The sequence below is a fragment of the Ruegeria sp. HKCCA5426 genome (assembly GCF_013034585.1).
Taxonomy (GTDB): Bacteria; Pseudomonadota; Alphaproteobacteria; order Rhodobacterales; family Rhodobacteraceae; genus Ruegeria.
This window is the reverse complement of the sequence record NZ_WQGH01000005.1, coordinates 149,558-165,391: the sequence shown is the minus strand read 5'-3', so window position 1 is coordinate 165,391 and position 15,834 is coordinate 149,558. Positions and strand designations below refer to the sequence as shown.

The window sequence follows — 15,834 nt, the reverse complement described above, 5'->3', positions numbered from 1 at the left end:
CGCAACTAAGTCAACGATATTGCGAATTATTCGCAAGAAAGGTGATCAATTTTGTCCATTTGGTCAAAAAAATAACACCCAGGCGGCCGCCACGCCTTCCATTTAGGCGCAACCCGTGCGATTTTGGCGCAAACTTCCCAAAGGATGTGAAGATGGATACGCAGAGCTCAGACAGCCCCGCGCGCACCGCGCATCTGCCGCAAGTGACCGAACCCCGGAACCCTGGAATGGATCTGGACCTTGAATGGGTTCGGGGGGTTCAGGCCAACACCTCGGCAATCGAACGCCGCGCCGCGACCCTACCGGGCCGACGGTCGGTGAAAAAAGACTATCAGGCCGCGTGGCTGTTGAAGGCAATCACGATGATCGACCTGACGACGCTGTCCGGTGACGACACTGTGGGGCGAGTGCGCCGCCTGTGCGCGAAAGCCCGTCAACCGGTCGCACCCGCGCTGCTGCGGGCGATGGATATGCCTGCGATCACCACCGGGGCCGTCTGCGTCTATCATGATATGGTCGAAACCGCTGTTTATGCGCTGAAAGGCACTGGCATCCCAGTCGCCGCTGTCTCAACCGGGTTTCCAGCAGGACTGTCACCGTTCCACCTGCGCGTGGCTGAGATCGAAGAAAGCGTCAAAGCAGGGGCGGAAGAGATCGACATTGTCATCTCTCGCCGCCACGTTCTGTCAGGCGACTGGCAAGCTTTGTATGATGAGATGAAGGCATTCCGAACCGCCTGTGGTGATGCCCACGTCAAAGCCATCCTCGCGACCGGCGAGCTAGGCAGCCTGCGCAATGTCGCGCGCGCTTCGGTCGTGTGCATGATGGCGGGGGCGGATTTCATCAAGACGTCGACCGGCAAGGAAAGCGTCAACGCCACGTTGCCCGTCACCCTAGTGATGATCCGCGCGATCCGCGACTACTATGACCGCACCGGGTATCGGGTTGGCTATAAGCCTGCAGGTGGGATTTCCAAGGCAAAAGACGCTCTGGTCTACCTGTCACTGATCAAGGATGAGTTGGGCGACCGCTGGCTGGAGCCGGACCTGTTCCGCTTTGGCGCGTCATCGCTGCTTGGCGATATTGAACGACAGTTGGAACACTATGTCACCGGGGCATACTCTGCCGGCTACCGTCACTCCATGGGCTGAGGAAAGAACAATGACAGTCAAAGAAATCTTCGAGACCATGGACTACGGACCCGCCCCCGAAAGCGCTGCCGAGGCTTTGGCATGGCTGGTCGATCAGGGCGGCAAGTTCGGCCACTATATTGACGGTGCCTTCACTAAGCCGGGCAAAGGCTTCGAAAGCCGCAACCCGGCGACCGGAGAGGTTCTGGCCAAGCTGACCCAAGCCAAGCAGGGCGACGTGGACGCCGCCGTTTCCGCCGCCCGCAAAGCCCAGCCCAAGTGGGAGAAACTGGGCGGTGCTGGCCGTGCGCGATACCTCTATGCCATTGCGCGGATGTTGCAGAAACATTCGCGCCTGTTCGCAGTTCTGGAAAGCCTTGATAACGGCAAACCGATCCGGGAATCGCGCGACATCGACATCCCTCTGGTCCAGCGGCATTTCTACTATCACGCAGGCATGGCGCAGTTGATGGAAAGCGAGTTGCCCGATGCGCAGGCGTTGGGTGTGTGCGGTCAAATCATTCCGTGGAACTTCCCCCTGTTGATGCTGGCATGGAAAGTGGCCCCCGCTTTGGCAATGGGAAACACGGTGGTTCTGAAACCTGCTGAATACACCTCGCTTACCGCGCTGCTATTTGCCGATATCTGTTCGCAAGCCGGGCTGCCTAAGGGCGTGGTCAATATCGTCACCGGCGATGGCGAGGTGGGCGAGATGATCGTGGCCTCGGATGTGGACAAGATCGCCTTCACCGGCTCAACGGTTGTGGGGCGGCGCATCCGCGAAGCGACGGCAGGCTCGGGCAAAGAACTGACGTTAGAGCTGGGCGGCAAGTCCGCCTATATCGTCTTCGACGACGCGGATATTGATTCAGCTATCGAAGGGCTGGTTGATGCGATCTGGTTCAATCAGGGTCAGGTCTGCTGTGCAGGTTCGCGCCTGTTGGTGCAGGAGGGAGTCGCTGATCGTTTTCATACCAAACTGCGCGCGCGGATGGACAACCTGCGCATTGGCGACCCGCTGGACAAATGTATAGACGTCGGCGCAGTTGTGGACCCGGTTCAGTTGCAGACCATCAAGGGTATGGTCGAAAGCAACACCGCAGGTGACCTCTACCAAGCCAATTGCGCGTTGCCCGATAATGGCTGCTACTATCCTCCGACCCTGATTTCGGGGTTGGAAACCTCGGACCCGCTGATGCAGGAAGAGATTTTTGGCCCTGTTCTGGTGTCGTCCACCTTCCGCACCCCGTCCGAGGCGGTCGAGCTGGCCAACAACACGCGCTACGGACTGGCAGCGACTGTCTGGACCGAGAATGTGAACCTCGCGCTGGATATTGCGCCGAAACTTGTTGCGGGCGTGGTCTGGGTGAATGCGACCAACCTGTTCGACGCCGCCGCCGGGTTTGGCGGCGTGCGCGAAAGCGGGTTCGGGCGCGAAGGCGGCTGGGAAGGACTGACCGCCTATACCAAGCCCAAGGGCAAGTCCAATGCGCTGACAAAGCTAGACGCCACCACCGGCGAGGGTGCGCCAGTTGATCCCATCGACCGCACAGCCAAGATGTATGTGGGCGGCAAGCAGGCGCGGCCCGATGGCGGCTATTCCAAACACGTTTGGGGTAAATCGGGCCTGTTGGGGCATGTGGGTCTGGCGAACCGCAAGGACGTACGTAACGCGGTCGAGGCTGCGGCAGGCGCAAAAGGTTGGTCCAAGACTACCGGCCATCTGCGGGCGCAGATTCTGTATTACATTGGCGAAAACCTCTCGGCCCGCGCAGGTGAATTCGCCGCGCGGATCGACGCCATGACCGGCGGCAAAACCGGCGCGACCGAGGTTGAGGCCTCGATCCAACGCCTGTTCACCGCCGCCGCATGGGCAGACAAGTATGACGGTCAGGTGCATGGCGTCCCGATCCGGGGTGTCGCGATTGCGATGAAAGAACCCGTGGGCGTGATCGGCGCGCTTTGTGCGGATGAGGCACCTCTGCTGGGTCTGGTGTCAGCCATGGCCCCGGCGATCGCTATGGGCAACCGAGTGGTGCTGGCCGCGTCCGAGCCCTTTCCGCTGGCCGCAACGGATTTCTACCAGATCCTTGAAACCTCGGACGTGCCCGCAGGCGTGGTCAACATCCTGACCGGAAGCCATGCGGAACTGGCAAAACCGCTGGCCTCGCATCTGAACGTGGATGCGGTCTGGTCGTTCTCGTCCACCGACCTGTCGAAAGAGATTGAGGTTGTATCTGCCGGGAACCTCAAGCGGACATGGGTCAACAACGCCAAGGCAACCGATTGGAACTTGGATTACACGCGCCAATTCCTGCAGGCGGCGACCGAGGTCAAGAACATCTGGGTCCCCTACGGCGAATAGGACGGCGCGGACCGGCCTGCCTGCTTTAAACGGGCGAAAGGTCGCTCATGCGTGAACATGTTGTGACGCGGGTCACATACAAGTTCACAGCCCCACCCCAGTTTAAGGCCCATTCAATCCCAGAATGGGCCTTTTTCATGCTGAATTTTCCAATAGATTTCCCAACGTCCCTTCAACTGGTCACAATGGTGGGCGTGTTCGGGGCGGGGCTTTATATCCTGAACTACTTTCTGCTGCAGATCGGCATCGTCCGGGGCAATGGGGCCCTTTACCCCTTACTGGTCATCATCGCAGCGGGCTGCGTTTTGATCAGCATGGCCGAAGAATTCAATCTGGCCGGGGCGATCATCCAGATGTCTTACATCGCAATCTCTGTGATCGGGTTGTTGCGCGGATACCTCTCGCGCCATTTGGTGCGCTTCTCCGAGGCCGAACGGCAATTCATCTCGCAACACCTGCACTCGCTCAAGCCCCATCAGGCACGCAGATTGCTGAACACGGCTGTGATACAGACTTTCAATACCGGGGATATCCTGATCGAAGAAGGTGAGACGACCGACTTTCTGGGTTTCGTCCTAAAAGGGCGCACAACGGTTCTGAAAGACGGGCAGGTGATCAATCAATGCGGTGCAGATGAGATTTTAGGGGAACTGACCTTCAGCCTTGGCCTGCCCGCGACGGCCACGGTGATCGCAACGGAACCCACAACCTGCTTGGTGTTCGACGACCGCCGCCTGTCCCGGCTGCTGCGGCGAAACCGGCATATCGACGACGCATTGAAAGCCGCGCATTTCAGACATGCGCGACAAAAGCTGTTGAACAGCAACAAACACACATTACAGGCCCAGAAACGGCCCACAGCGGCCTGAACTTTAGCCGTCCAGATCTTCGGGTTTGCCGACGACCGTGAAATGTAGACCCTCGGGATCCAGCAGTTCTGACGCGACGCGGTTCACGTCTTCCAGTGTCACCGCGTTCACCTTGTCGTTGCGGGTCGAGATATAGTCGATCGGCAGGTCATCCATCTGCATCCCGACCATGATGCTGGCAATCTGACCGTTCCCATCAAACCGCAGCGGATACGCGCCCGTCAGATAGGTTTTGGCATCATCCAATTCTTTCTGTGTGACGCCCTCTGATGCTGCGCGCGCCCATTCGTTTCGGATCACGTCAACCGCCTCGGCGATGCGGTCGTTTGAGGACGACACCGACCCCAGATAGACCGAGGCCAGATCCTTGGGGACAAGATAAGTTGCCACGCCATAGGTCAGTCCGCGCTTTTCACGCACTTCCTGCATCAGGCGACTTTCAAATCCGCCGCCGCCAAGAATGTGGTTCAGAACAAACGCCGCAAAGAAATCGGGGTCATCACGATCAATGCCCGCATGTCCGAACAGAGCGACCGACTGAGGGGTGTCGAATTCGACAATACTGATCCCGCCGGGAATGGTCACTTCGGCACGGTCTGGAATGGGTTTACCCGTTTCGGGTAGATCGGCAAGCAGTTTGTCCAGCAACGTACCCAACTCGTCGGCAGTAATGTCGCCAACCGCGCCTACGTATAGCCGATCTTTCGCGAACACGTTCTCAAAGGCCGAAACGACGTCGTCCCGGGTCAGGGCCGTCACGCTGTCTATGGTGCCTTTCCCCTCGGACCCATAAGGGTGGTCCCCGTAGGCCATGCGCGCAAAATTGCGCCCGGCGATATCATTTGGGTCTGTCTGGTCCGAGCGCAGGCCCGACAGGACCTGCCCCCTGACACGGTCAACGGCATCCTGATCGAACCGGGGTTCGTGGAGCGTGGTGTGCAACAGATCAATCACGTCATCCCGGTTTTCGGTCAGAAACTGCGCCGAGACCGAAACCGTATCATCGCTCGCATTATAGCTGAACGACGCTGCCAGCGATTCCAATTCGCGCGCATAGGTGCGGGCGTCCATATCCCCGGCCCCTTCTTCTATCAGGCCGCTCATCAGATATGTGGCCCCGCGCTTGTCGGGATCATCCAAAGACGTACCCCCGCGAAAGCGCAGTTCCAGCGCGGTGAAGGGGATCGAGTGATCTTCGACAAGCCATGCCGTGATCCCACCGGGCGAGGTGACCTCCTGAATGTCGATCTCGGCCCATGCGGGCAACGCGATGACAAATGCGATCAGGGTTGCGAAAATCCGTTTCATTGCGTCACCTCGTCGTCACGCATCAGCCACCCGGTCACAGAGGATTCCGGCTGCAAGACCTCACGGGCGGCTGCGATAATCTCGTCGCCGGTCACAGCCTGAAGGATATCGGGCCACGCCTGAACATCCTCGACAGTCAGCCCGCTGGTCAGGGCACGGCCATACCGGTTCCCGATGCCGTCCACATTGTCACGCGCATAAGTTTGCGAGGCGCGGAGTTGCATCTTGATCCGGTCCAGATCCTCTTGGTTCACACCTTCGGCAATAAAGTCGGCTACGGCCTGATCCATTGCATCTTCGGCCTCTTGCAGAGAAACGCCCTGCGCCGGTACGACCAAAAGATCAAAGGTTGTGTCGTCCAGGGACAACCCACGGTAGAATGCGACCGTATAAATGGCCTTTTGCTCCTCGAACTGCAGCTTTTCGTTCAGGTAAGACGTGTTTCCGCCACCCAGCAATTCAGCCAGCAAGAACAGCGCCGCCGCTTTTTCCTGCGCGCCGGGGTCACGCTCGGGCGCAAGATAACTGCGCTGAACATAGGGCTGAGACACGCGCGGATCCTTGTAGGTCAAGCGACGTTCAGCGGTTTGCGGCGGTTCCTGAGACCGCACCCGTTCGGGTAGGTCGGGGTTGGCCGGGATGACGCCGTAATACTGATCCGCCAGTTCCTTGACCGCGTCGGGCTGCACATCGCCGGTGACCACAAGAATCGCGTTATTTGGCGCGTAATGGGTCCGGTAGAAAGACAGCGCATCTTCCATGTCTAGCGTTTCCATCTCGTGCCGCCAGCCGATGATCGGAACGCCATAGCGATGGTTCAGGTATTGCGCGGCGTTCATCTGTTCGCCAAACAGTGCGCGCGGGTTGTTTTCGGTGCGCTGGTTGCGTTCCTCGAGGATTACATCACGCTCGGTGCGGATGTCCTCGTCGGACAGGCGGATGTTGCGCATACGGTCCGCTTCCATCTGCATCATCAATTCCAGCCTATCGGCTGCAACGCGCTGATAATAGGCGGTATAATCATAGGACGTGAACGCATTGTCATTGCCGCCATTGGCCGCAACGGTCGCCGAAAACTCACCCGGCGCAAGCGTATCGGTCCCTTTGAACAGCAGATGCTCCAGGAAATGAGCCACGCCGGACGAGCCAATCGGCTCATCCGCTGACCCAGCGCGGTACCAGACCATATGCTGCACCACCGGGGCGCGGTGATCCTCGATCACGACGACATCCATGCCGTTGTCCAGCGTAAAGGTAGTGACCGCTTCAAGGCCATCCTCGGCAAAAACCGGTGTGGCGGCGATCAGGGCGGCCGACAATGCCAGGGCCCGAACCATGGGGCATCCTCCGTTTCGTTCTGTGATCTTCAAACTACGGCGGTGCGGCGCGGGTTCAAGGCCGATGACGAAAAGTTAAGGATTATTCATCGACCGGCGGTGCCGAGGGCGTTTCTATCCCCGCACGGCGCGCGGCTTCGTTCTGAATGTCAGCATCAAGGGCTTGGCGGCGATAGATTTGCGAGTACCGGTCGACCTTGAACAGGCGCAATCTGGTAAAGCGGCCCTGCTTTTTGCGGAACGCGGCATCTTCGCTGTCGACGACCTGACGCGTATTCGCTGGCACACCATAGCGGCTGGACGCTGTCACAAGCGCCCCATCCGATGACGGAATCGGTGTGTTTGGATTCAGCGCCGCAGCATTGCCGCCCAGCGCCACGACTGCGTCCGCATTGGGCGTCGGGTCTGTCAGATTGCCTCCGCCGGGTGTCGGTGCAGGCAGAAACTGATAATCCTTCGGCTGTGTCAGCGGTTTGACTGGCAGGACCGAGAATTCATCCGGACCCGGGCCGGGCGCTTCAAGATGGCGCAAGCCAATGTCAGAGCATCCCGCCGTAGCAACGGCCAATGTCACTGCAATAATGGAACGCGGCAACCGCATCAAAGTCTCCAGCCTGTTTGAGGGGCTTTTATCGCATTTCCCCGGGCGCGTCACGAGGCCTTTTTTCCATCAAACAACACAAGTCCGATGGCACCGGCAAAGATGAACACGTCGGCAAGGTTGAAAACAAACGGGTTGTTGATGCCGCAGCAGGACATGTTCAGAAAATCCAGCACATAGCCATAAAGCACCCGGTCCAAAACATTCGCCAGCGCCCCGCCGATCAGTAGCCCGCCGCAAAACTGCATCAGTTTCGACGGTATGGACCGCAGCAACCAGATCAGCACACCCAGCGAAATTGCCAGCGAAATCCCAATCAGCACCCAGCGCGCCGCATCCGTATCGCCCTGAAACAGGCCGAAATTGATGCCTCGATTCTCACCGTATTTGAACACCAGCAGGGGCGGCAGTACGTCAATACTGCCCTCGGACACGCGCATGACGTGAACGACCAGATACTTACTGATCTGGTCGATGAGAAACGCGGCCAGCGCGGCCCAGAGCAGAAGACGATACCGCATCAGTGACGGAAGTGGCGCATGCCGGTAAAGACCATGGCAAGGCCCGCCTCATCCGCGGCCGCGATCACTTCATCATCGCGCATCGAGCCACCGGGCTGGATCACACAGGTCGCGCCAGCCTCTGCCGCCTCCATCAGACCGTCAGGGAAGGGAAAGAACGCGTCCGAGGCCACGGCCGAGCCGATGGTCAGCGGTTGCGGCAGCCCCAGCACGTCGGCCATGCGTTCGGCTTTCTTGGCGGCGATCAGCGCCGAATCTACGCGGCTCATTTGCCCTGCACCCACGCCCACGGTCGCGCCATCCTTGACGTAGACGATGGCATTGGATTTGACGTGTTTTGCCACTTTCCAAGCAAACAGAAGATCGCGCATCTGTTCATTAGACGGGGCCTTTTTGGTCACGACCTTCAAATCATCCATGCCGACAAAGCCGTTATCCTTGTCCTGCACCAGCAGACCACCAGCCACTTGCCGCACGGTCTTGCCGCCTGCGGTCACGTCAGGCAGCGCCTCGGTCGTCAGCAGGCGCAGGTTCTTCTTGGCCGCAAAGATCGCTTTGGCCTCATCCGAGGCACCAGGGGCAATTACGACCTCAGTAAAGATGCCCGTGATTTCCTGCGCGGTTTCCGCGTCCAGAGGCTGATTCAATGCCACAATTCCGCCAAAGGCGGACGTGCGGTCGCAGTCGAACGCAGCCTTATAGGCGTCGATCAGCGTGGCACCCGTCGCCACACCGCAGGGATTGGCGTGTTTGATAATGGCACATGCAGCACCCTGCGCCGGGTCAAACTCGGCCACCAGTTCAAACGCCGCATCAGTGTCGTTGATGTTGTTATAGCTCAGTTCTTTACCCTGATGCTGCAGGGCCGTCGCCACACCGGGACGGTTGGTGCCATCGGTATAGAACGCCGCTTGCTGATGGCTGTTCTCGCCATAGCGCAGGGTCTGTTTCAGCTCACCCGCAAAAGCACGACGGCGCGGAGCCTTGGCAGCCAGCGCATCGGCCATCCAGTTCGACACGGCAGTATCATAGGCCGCCGTGCGCGCATATGCCGTCTGCGCCAATGTCTTACGGAACGCATAGGATGTCTGGCCGTCATTGGCCGCCAGCTCTGCCAGCAGCGCGTCATAATCTTCGACATCAACCACAACGTTGACAAAAGCGTGGTTCTTCGAAGCGGCACGGATCATCGCGGGGCCACCAATGTCGATATTCTCGACACATTCGTCATAGCCCGCACCCTTGGCGACGGTCGCCTCGAACGGATAGAGGTTCACGACCAGCAGGTCGATCGCGCCAATGCCATGTTCGTCCATCGCCGCAACGTGGGTGTCATTGTCGCGCAGCGCCAGCAGACCGCCATGCACCATCGGATGCAGGGTTTTCACGCGGCCATCCATCATTTCGGGAAAACCCGTCACGTCGCTGACATCCTTGACCTCAAGCCCGGCCTCCCGCAGCGCCTTGGCCGTGCCGCCGGTCGACAACAGTTCGACCCCGCGCTCGGCCAGTGCCTTACCCAAGTCTATCAATCCGGTCTTGTCGGAAACGGAAAGCAACGCGCGGCGCACGGGGTGAAGATCGGTCATGGGTCCAAAGGTCCTTTTGGCGTCAGTCGAAATCGGGCTCGTCCCGGTGCATGTCGCGCACGGCATAGGCTGTATCCTGAGCCTTGCTCAACGTCCACCGGATGCGCGTCGCATACTCCATTGCGCGGCCAGATAGAACGATCTGTTTTGTCGCGCGTGGCTTCAAGCGTCCCTTCTCAAGGTAAACACTTGGTTCAACTGACAATTTTGCCACGCCATCGTGGCGGAACACCCAGATCTCACCACTTTTCAGCGCCATGGACACCGCCGCGCCACCCAGATCAATCGCTGCATCCACATCCGGGTGCAGGTGAAACCTTACGTCAAACTCGATACCTTTGAGGTTCGACGCATCCAACGCCTTGTCGAACTGCCGCTTGGCCTTGTCGGTCGCCGTCAGCAAAATATCTTCACCAGTCAGCTCGCGACCGTCAAAGCGCAGCTCGAAGGTTCTGGCATGGGTCAGACCGAACACCTTGGCGTATCCGTCGTGGCCGATCATGAAACGCGCACCCTCGATGACGTCCTCGAGCTCTGTCGGCACGTCCTTGGGAGTATCGACCAGCGCCTCTTTCTCGGTGCCGGGAACCGGCCCGGTCAGGCGCGCGCTGGAATAACCATCCAGACACAGGGTTGAATGCGATGGCGTCGCCCGCCCGGCCCGGCGCCACTCCAGCCCGAAACTCTCGCCCGAGCCGCAATTCACGATCAACGGCCGCCGACCAGACGTAAGCTCGAACGCCAATGTCGAGGCGTGCGCATTGTAAGACGCCGTCCCTTTGGGCGGGGCGCTTGCATCCACGATAACGCTGGTGCGCGCTGCGTATAGCCGGGCATATCCCATCGCCAACCCGCTTGCGTGCTGGGGCCGAACACCGCTTTGCGCCAAGGCTTGATCCAACCGCCCTTCAAGGCCGCGACCACCCCCATGAAACCGGGCCAGCGCACCGTCCGAATGGCGCAGGTTGCGCAGGGTCGGCGCAATACGCTTGATTGCATCCGCCTGCGCCCCGGGTGTGCCACGCCCCAGATCGCTGAGCGCCGCCGACGTCCAGGTCAGCAGGGTAAACACTTCAAGCAACTCTTCGGGATTGCGCGTTGGGATGCCGCCCTGCGTGTCAATCTGTTTTTCGCACTCTCTCGCCAAAGCCCGCAGCGCCGGGTCCGCCATCTGCTCGAGCCCTTGCAACGCCAATCCTGCCTGCACCAACCCGGCCAAAGCCTCGAACCTCGGCAAACCAGGTGTTGCGGCCTGCCATCGTTTGGACAGGAACCAGGATTGTTGCGCCAAAGCCCGAAAAAACACCTTGGACCGTTCGTCATCCATGCCGCGTAACAGAAACGCCGAATGGTTGATCCACCGTATCACCCGGCGTCCGGTCAGATCCGGTGCCCAGCCCGGACCCTGCCCACGACCATGTGCGTCGATCCAACCCCACACCCAGCGCTGCGCCTTTTCACGGGCGCGCATATCTCCGACGGCGGCTAGATCATCCAGCCACGCAAACCCGTGGCGTTCATTGTCAAAACCAGTGCTGGGCGCAGTCACGTCCCACAGGCCGGTATCCTGCGCTTCGACCAGAAACCCCGCGAACAACAGGTTGCCAGCAACCAACTGACGACCCCGCGCGAACGAGCCCACGGTGCGCGGCTCGGGATCAGCCGCGAACCCTGCAACCGCCTTGCGACGCTGACTGAGCCGCGCATAAAGACGGTTCTGAAACCGCGTCCACCGATTGGCCATGGTATCTGAGTTCGACATGCCGCTCGTTACTCTGCCTCTTGCGCTCTGCTGGCGCCTGAGACCCAACGATAGACCGCGACGCCCGTCAAGTCACCGAAAAGCGTCGCCTTATTCCGTTTTGTTCAGACAGGCGATGTAAAACCCGTCCATTCCACCGCGATCCGCCCAGTAATCGGGCCGCAGACGCAGGCCGCCCTCTTCCGTGATCCAGCCTTTTTCGACCCCGGCCACCATGACGGCCCCGCGATCGACCTGCATGTCGGGATATTGAGGCAACGCCTCTTCGATCTGGACCTCACCCTCGTCGGGCAGCAGCGAACAAGTGCAATAAACCAGCCGTCCGCCGGGTTTAAGCAGACCCCACGCATGAGCCAGCATCTGCGCCTGCAATTCAATCAACCCGCCAAATTCCGATCCGTCCTTTGCAAAGGGCAAATCTGGGTGCCGACGAATGGTTCCCGTGGCCGAACACGGGGCATCCAACAGAATGGCGTCATATTGGCCCTGATACTCCAACGCATCCCCGGCGATCACTGTGGCCTTCAACCCGGTCCGCACAAGGTTTTCGCGCACACGCTCAAGCCGCGACTCCGAGATGTCCAGCGCTGTGACTTCGGCCCCTTCTGCCGCCAACTGCAAGGTCTTCCCGCCCGGTGCAGCGCACAGGTCTAGTATTTTCTCACCCGACTTGGGTGCCAGTATTCGAACCGGCAGCGCCGCTGCCGCATCCTGCACCCACCAGTCTCCGCGATCATATCCTGGCAGCGCCGAGACCTGACCCGCATCACGCACCCGAAGCGACCCGGTCGGCAATGCCTCACCCGGACCCTGGGTGTTGGGTTTGGTAGAAACATCCAGCGGAGCGCCGTCGAAATGCGCGCTTTCCATACCCGTTACCGCCTCGGCGCCCCAAGCCATGACAAGCGGATCGCGCAACCATTCGGGCAGGCGCGGCACACGCATCTTTGGCCATGCGTCCGGCCCTTCGGCGGCCACTTTGCGCAGTACAGCATTCACCAACCCTTTGAGGCGGCCATGCTTGCGCGAGCGGCCCACAATTTCGACCATGGAATTGACGACACCATGCGCCGCCTCACCGTGGCACAGCTCAACCGCGCCAAGACGCAGGGCGTTATGGACCGTCAGCGCGGGCGTCCGGTTCAGGTGATTGCCCAGCAGACGGTCGGCCCGCTCCAATCCGCGGAGGGTTTCCAGCGTCAGCCGCTGCGCCCGCGCGCGGTCCTCGGGGCTCAATCTGTCCAATGCGCCGGCGGCCAGACATTCGGACAACAGTCGCCCTTCTCCCAGAATCTGATCCAGCAGATAGATCGCGCTGCGCCGCGCTGCCGTTGCGGTGTCGGACATGAAATCGCCTTTCGATACGCCGCGCCTGCATTGCCAAGCGGGGACGGGGGCGTATATCAAGCCCAAGCACGGAAAGGAACCCGATGTCATGAGCGATGATTCCAAAGACCTGCCACCAGCCGCCCAGCGCGCTTTGGCCGAGGCCGAAGAGCGCCGCCGCAAGGCCGAGGAGAAGGCAAAAGAGAGTCCAAAGGAACTGGGTGGACGCGACGGCCCCGACCCGGCGCGTTATGGCGATTGGGAAAAGAAAGGCATCGCAATCGACTTCTGATTGCCTAGCCGCGCAACGCCTGCAGGAAATCCATGATCAGAGCGCGCTGATTTTTCGACTTTGCCCGTTCTTCGGGCCATGTCAGCCAATACCCATCCTTCGTTTCCAGTTCAGGCAAGCCCATCCTGTGCAAACGACCCTCGCGCAGGTGCGCGTCGGCCAACGGCACCGACCCCAGCACAACGCCCAATCCCTGACACGCCGCCGTCAGCGCGTGTTCCATTGAGTCAAAGCTGACTTTCGAAGGGGGCACGTCCTCGTGTCCGGTCTTGTTTGCCCAATCGCTCCAACCCGGTCGCTCACCACGCAGGTTGATCAGCGGCGCCCCCCACGCGACGTCCGGTGCAGCCATCGGAACGAGCACCTCGGGCGCGATCAGTTCTGCGTCGCGGCCGTGCCATGCCCCGCGCCCGTACCGGATCTGCAACCATGTAGGTTCCTCAGCCAAGGACGACCGACGCGCGACAGAGTCGGTCATGACCCGCACTTTGGGTCGAAGCGCTTGAAACCGGATCAGGCTCGGCAACACCAGCGCGTGGATATTCGACGACAAACCGGCAACGCGCAATTCACGGGGGGCTTTGCCAAACAGGTCTTCAGTATTCCGCTCTAACGCCTGCAGGCTGTCCTGCACCAGCGGCAGATAGCTTTCGCCTTCAACCGTCAGCGACACGCCGCGTGCCTCACGCACGAACAATGTCCGCCCCAGCCACGCCTCAAGGTTTCCGATCCGCTGACTGACCGCCGCCTGCGTCAAACCGAATTCTCGTGCGGCTGCCGAAAACCCGCCCAAACGCCCTGCGGCCTCGAACACGCGCAGCCAATCCAGTGGCGGTAATCCGACTTTCTTTTTAGACATAAATTTTTCCAGCCCTCAGTCGTAATAAGGTTTAATTGTGTTTATGTCACTGGACGCATATCTCCTCAAGCGTAGCCCGCGTTGATCAGGAGGCCCCTATGCTGCGTACCGCCAATCATGATGCGTCCGTTGTGACAGTAGAGTTTGATACCGGCACTCAGGCCCGATTCCATGCGATATGGCTGCGCGACAACGCGCTGGACCCAGAGACACGCGCACCCGGCAATGGCCAGCGCCTGATAACAATCGGCGATATCCCCGCCGATGTTTCCGTCGAGTCCGCAAGCGTAAAAAACGGCGACCTGCACATCACTTTTCAGCCCGAAAACAAAAGCGTGACCTTTCCCGCCGATTGGCTAGCCGATCACATCTATGACTGCGATCGACCGCTTCTCGCTGGTCGGACAGCCCCGGGTATAACGACGTGGCAAAGTGGTTTGGACGCCCCCAGCGCAGATTGGGATGAGGTTCACGCCGACCCCGCAGCCAAGCGCGACTGGCTGGCCGCCATTGCTGAATTCGGCTTTGCCAAGCTGACGAACGGCCCGTGCGAGCCGGAATCCCTGCTGAAGGTCGCAGATCTGTTCGGCTATGTACGCAAGACCAACTATGGCCCCTATTTCGAGGTTCGGACCGAGGTGAATCCGACCAACCTCGCCTTTACCGGGCTGGGGTTGCAAGCCCATACTGACAACCCTTATCGCGACCCGGTGCCAACCCTGCAAATCCTCTATTGCCTTGAAAACAGTGCCGAAGGTGGGGACTCGATCGTGGTGGACGGTTTCCTCGCTGCCGAAAAACTGCGGGATCAGAACCCCGACGGCTTTGCCTTGTTGTCAGGTTACCCGGCCCGGTTCGAATTTAAGGGGTCTGACGGAGTTTGCCTGCGCGCGCGCCGCCCAATGATCGAACTGTCCCCGGACGGAGAGTTGATCGGCATCCGGTTCAACAACCGCTCCTCTGCTCCTTTCGTGGATATCCCGTTTGACCACATGGAAGCGTATTACACCGCCTATCGCCAACTGGCCGAGATCATTGATGACCCTGCCATGGGTGTGTCCTTCAAGCTGGAACCGGGCGAGAGTTTCATCGTCGACAACACCCGTGTCCTGCACGCGCGACTGGGATATTCCGGCGCGGGGTCACGCTGGTTGCAGGGGTGTTATGCTGACAAGGACGGCTTGCTATCGACGCTGGCCGCAATGGAAGAGGCCCAACCGGAGGCAGCGGAATGAAACCTGATTACTCGACCCTGAGCCGTGACAACATCGTGGCCTTTATTGGCGACATCTTCGACCGCCGTGGCAGCGAAGAGTATCTGGGTGAACCCGTCACCATGGCCCAGCACATGCTGCAAGGCGCGACCATCGCCGAACAAAACGGAATGCCGGATGAAATCATTGTGGGTGCCTTGCTTCATGACATCGGCCATTTCACGTCCGAGTTCGGCAGTTACCATCCCGACGACACTGAAGACCGCCACCACGAGGACGCAGGCGCGGCGGTTCTGGAACAGTTCTTCCCCTCGGTTATCACCGATTGCTGCCGCTACCATGTGGCCGCCAAACGCTATCTGTGCGCCACCAAACCCGAGTATTTCGACCGCCTTTCTGCGGCCTCAGTTCATACGTTGGAATTGCAGGGCGGCCCGATGAGCGCCGATGAAGTCGCCGAATTCGAGTCCAATCCAAACCTGAAAGAGATCGTTCAGGTCCGTTATCTGGACGAAGCAGGCAAACGCCCCGACATGGAAACCCCCGACTTCGCCCATTTCGCCCCCATGGTACAGAGGATGGTCGATCGTCATCTGGACGCGGGCTGATCACAGGAATTAGCCTGCCCCCAATATTATGAAATTCCACCTGTCTTGTGCGG

Annotated in this window: 14 protein-coding genes; 6 read left to right on the top strand and 8 right to left on the bottom strand. The window is 59.8% G+C overall.

All coding sequences use genetic code 11. The annotated features are described in order from the left end of the window. The first annotated feature begins 152 nt into the window (after nt 1–152). Genes deoC through GOV87_RS10225 form a run of 3 tightly spaced genes read left to right on the top strand, consistent with a single transcriptional unit; the run spans nt 153 to nt 4,364 of the window. Entirely contained in the window at nt 153–1,151 is a 999-nt protein-coding gene (gene deoC, locus GOV87_RS10235) for a deoxyribose-phosphate aldolase (RefSeq protein ID WP_171211686.1), read from the top strand. Nucleotides 1,152–1,161: 10 nt separating this feature from the next. Then, the gene (locus GOV87_RS10230; RefSeq protein ID WP_171211685.1) at nt 1,162–3,495 is read left to right on the top strand and encodes an aldehyde dehydrogenase family protein; all 2,334 of its coding nucleotides are present in this window, start codon (nt 1,162–1,164) and stop codon (nt 3,493–3,495) included. 47 nt (nt 3,496–3,542) lie between these two features. Further along, a complete protein-coding gene (locus tag GOV87_RS10225; RefSeq protein ID WP_217360827.1) occupies nt 3,543–4,364 on the top strand; it encodes a cyclic nucleotide-binding domain-containing protein in 822 nt (273 codons plus the stop codon). Nucleotides 4,365–4,367: 3 nt separating this feature from the next. Here GOV87_RS10225 and GOV87_RS10220 read toward each other — a convergent pair whose 3' ends face one another. The 7 genes from GOV87_RS10220 to GOV87_RS10190 form a co-directional block, all read right to left on the bottom strand. After that, entirely contained in the window at nt 4,368–5,672 is a 1,305-nt protein-coding gene (locus tag GOV87_RS10220) for a pitrilysin family protein (protein ID WP_171124230.1), read from the bottom strand. Next, on the bottom strand, nt 5,669–7,009 hold the full coding sequence (locus GOV87_RS10215) for a pitrilysin family protein (RefSeq protein WP_171211683.1): 1,341 nt from the start codon (nt 7,007–7,009) through the stop codon (nt 5,669–5,671). The genes GOV87_RS10220 and GOV87_RS10215 overlap by 4 nt, the downstream gene beginning before the upstream one ends. A gap of 82 nt (nt 7,010–7,091) precedes the next feature. Beyond that, on the bottom strand, nt 7,092–7,610 hold the full coding sequence (locus tag GOV87_RS10210) for a DUF3035 domain-containing protein (RefSeq protein ID WP_171122891.1): 519 nt from the start codon (nt 7,608–7,610) through the stop codon (nt 7,092–7,094). Nucleotides 7,611–7,660: 50 nt separating this feature from the next. Next, a complete protein-coding gene (lspA, locus tag GOV87_RS10205; protein WP_171211682.1) occupies nt 7,661–8,131 on the bottom strand; it encodes a signal peptidase II in 471 nt (156 codons plus the stop codon). Continuing rightward, the gene (purH, locus tag GOV87_RS10200) at nt 8,131–9,720 is read right to left on the bottom strand and encodes a bifunctional phosphoribosylaminoimidazolecarboxamide formyltransferase/IMP cyclohydrolase (RefSeq protein ID WP_171211681.1); all 1,590 of its coding nucleotides are present in this window, start codon (nt 9,718–9,720) and stop codon (nt 8,131–8,133) included. Before purH ends, lspA begins: the two co-directional genes overlap by 1 nt. A gap of 22 nt (nt 9,721–9,742) precedes the next feature. Continuing rightward, nucleotides 9,743–11,482, bottom strand: a complete 1,740-nt coding sequence (locus GOV87_RS10195; RefSeq protein ID WP_171211680.1) for a heparinase II/III family protein — start codon at nt 11,480–11,482, stop codon at nt 9,743–9,745. 90 nt (nt 11,483–11,572) lie between these two features. Beyond that, nucleotides 11,573–12,829, bottom strand: a complete 1,257-nt coding sequence (locus GOV87_RS10190) for an RsmB/NOP family class I SAM-dependent RNA methyltransferase (protein ID WP_171211679.1) — start codon at nt 12,827–12,829, stop codon at nt 11,573–11,575. Between the two features lie 88 nt (nt 12,830–12,917). Between GOV87_RS10190 and GOV87_RS10185 the strand changes: the two genes are divergently transcribed. Then, nucleotides 12,918–13,100 carry a DUF1674 domain-containing protein gene (locus GOV87_RS10185; protein WP_171123228.1) on the top strand — a complete coding sequence of 61 codons (183 nt, stop codon included), beginning with the start codon at nt 12,918–12,920 and terminating at the stop codon, nt 13,098–13,100. Between the two features lie 4 nt (nt 13,101–13,104). Here the strand turns inward: GOV87_RS10185 and GOV87_RS10180 are convergent, their stop codons facing one another. After that, nucleotides 13,105–13,959, bottom strand: coding sequence for a LysR family transcriptional regulator (locus tag GOV87_RS10180; RefSeq protein ID WP_171211678.1), 855 nt, complete (start codon nt 13,957–13,959; stop codon nt 13,105–13,107). A gap of 98 nt (nt 13,960–14,057) precedes the next feature. On the opposite strand from GOV87_RS10180, the gene GOV87_RS10175 reads away from it, so the two are divergent. Together GOV87_RS10175 and GOV87_RS10170 are read left to right on the top strand one after the other, a co-directional pair. After that, nucleotides 14,058–15,194, top strand: coding sequence for a TauD/TfdA family dioxygenase (locus GOV87_RS10175; RefSeq protein ID WP_171211677.1), 1,137 nt, complete (start codon nt 14,058–14,060; stop codon nt 15,192–15,194). Continuing rightward, nucleotides 15,191–15,781, top strand: a complete 591-nt coding sequence (locus GOV87_RS10170; protein ID WP_171211676.1) for an HD domain-containing protein — start codon at nt 15,191–15,193, stop codon at nt 15,779–15,781. Before GOV87_RS10175 ends, GOV87_RS10170 begins: the two co-directional genes overlap by 4 nt. Nucleotides 15,782–15,834: the final 53 nt, after the last annotated feature.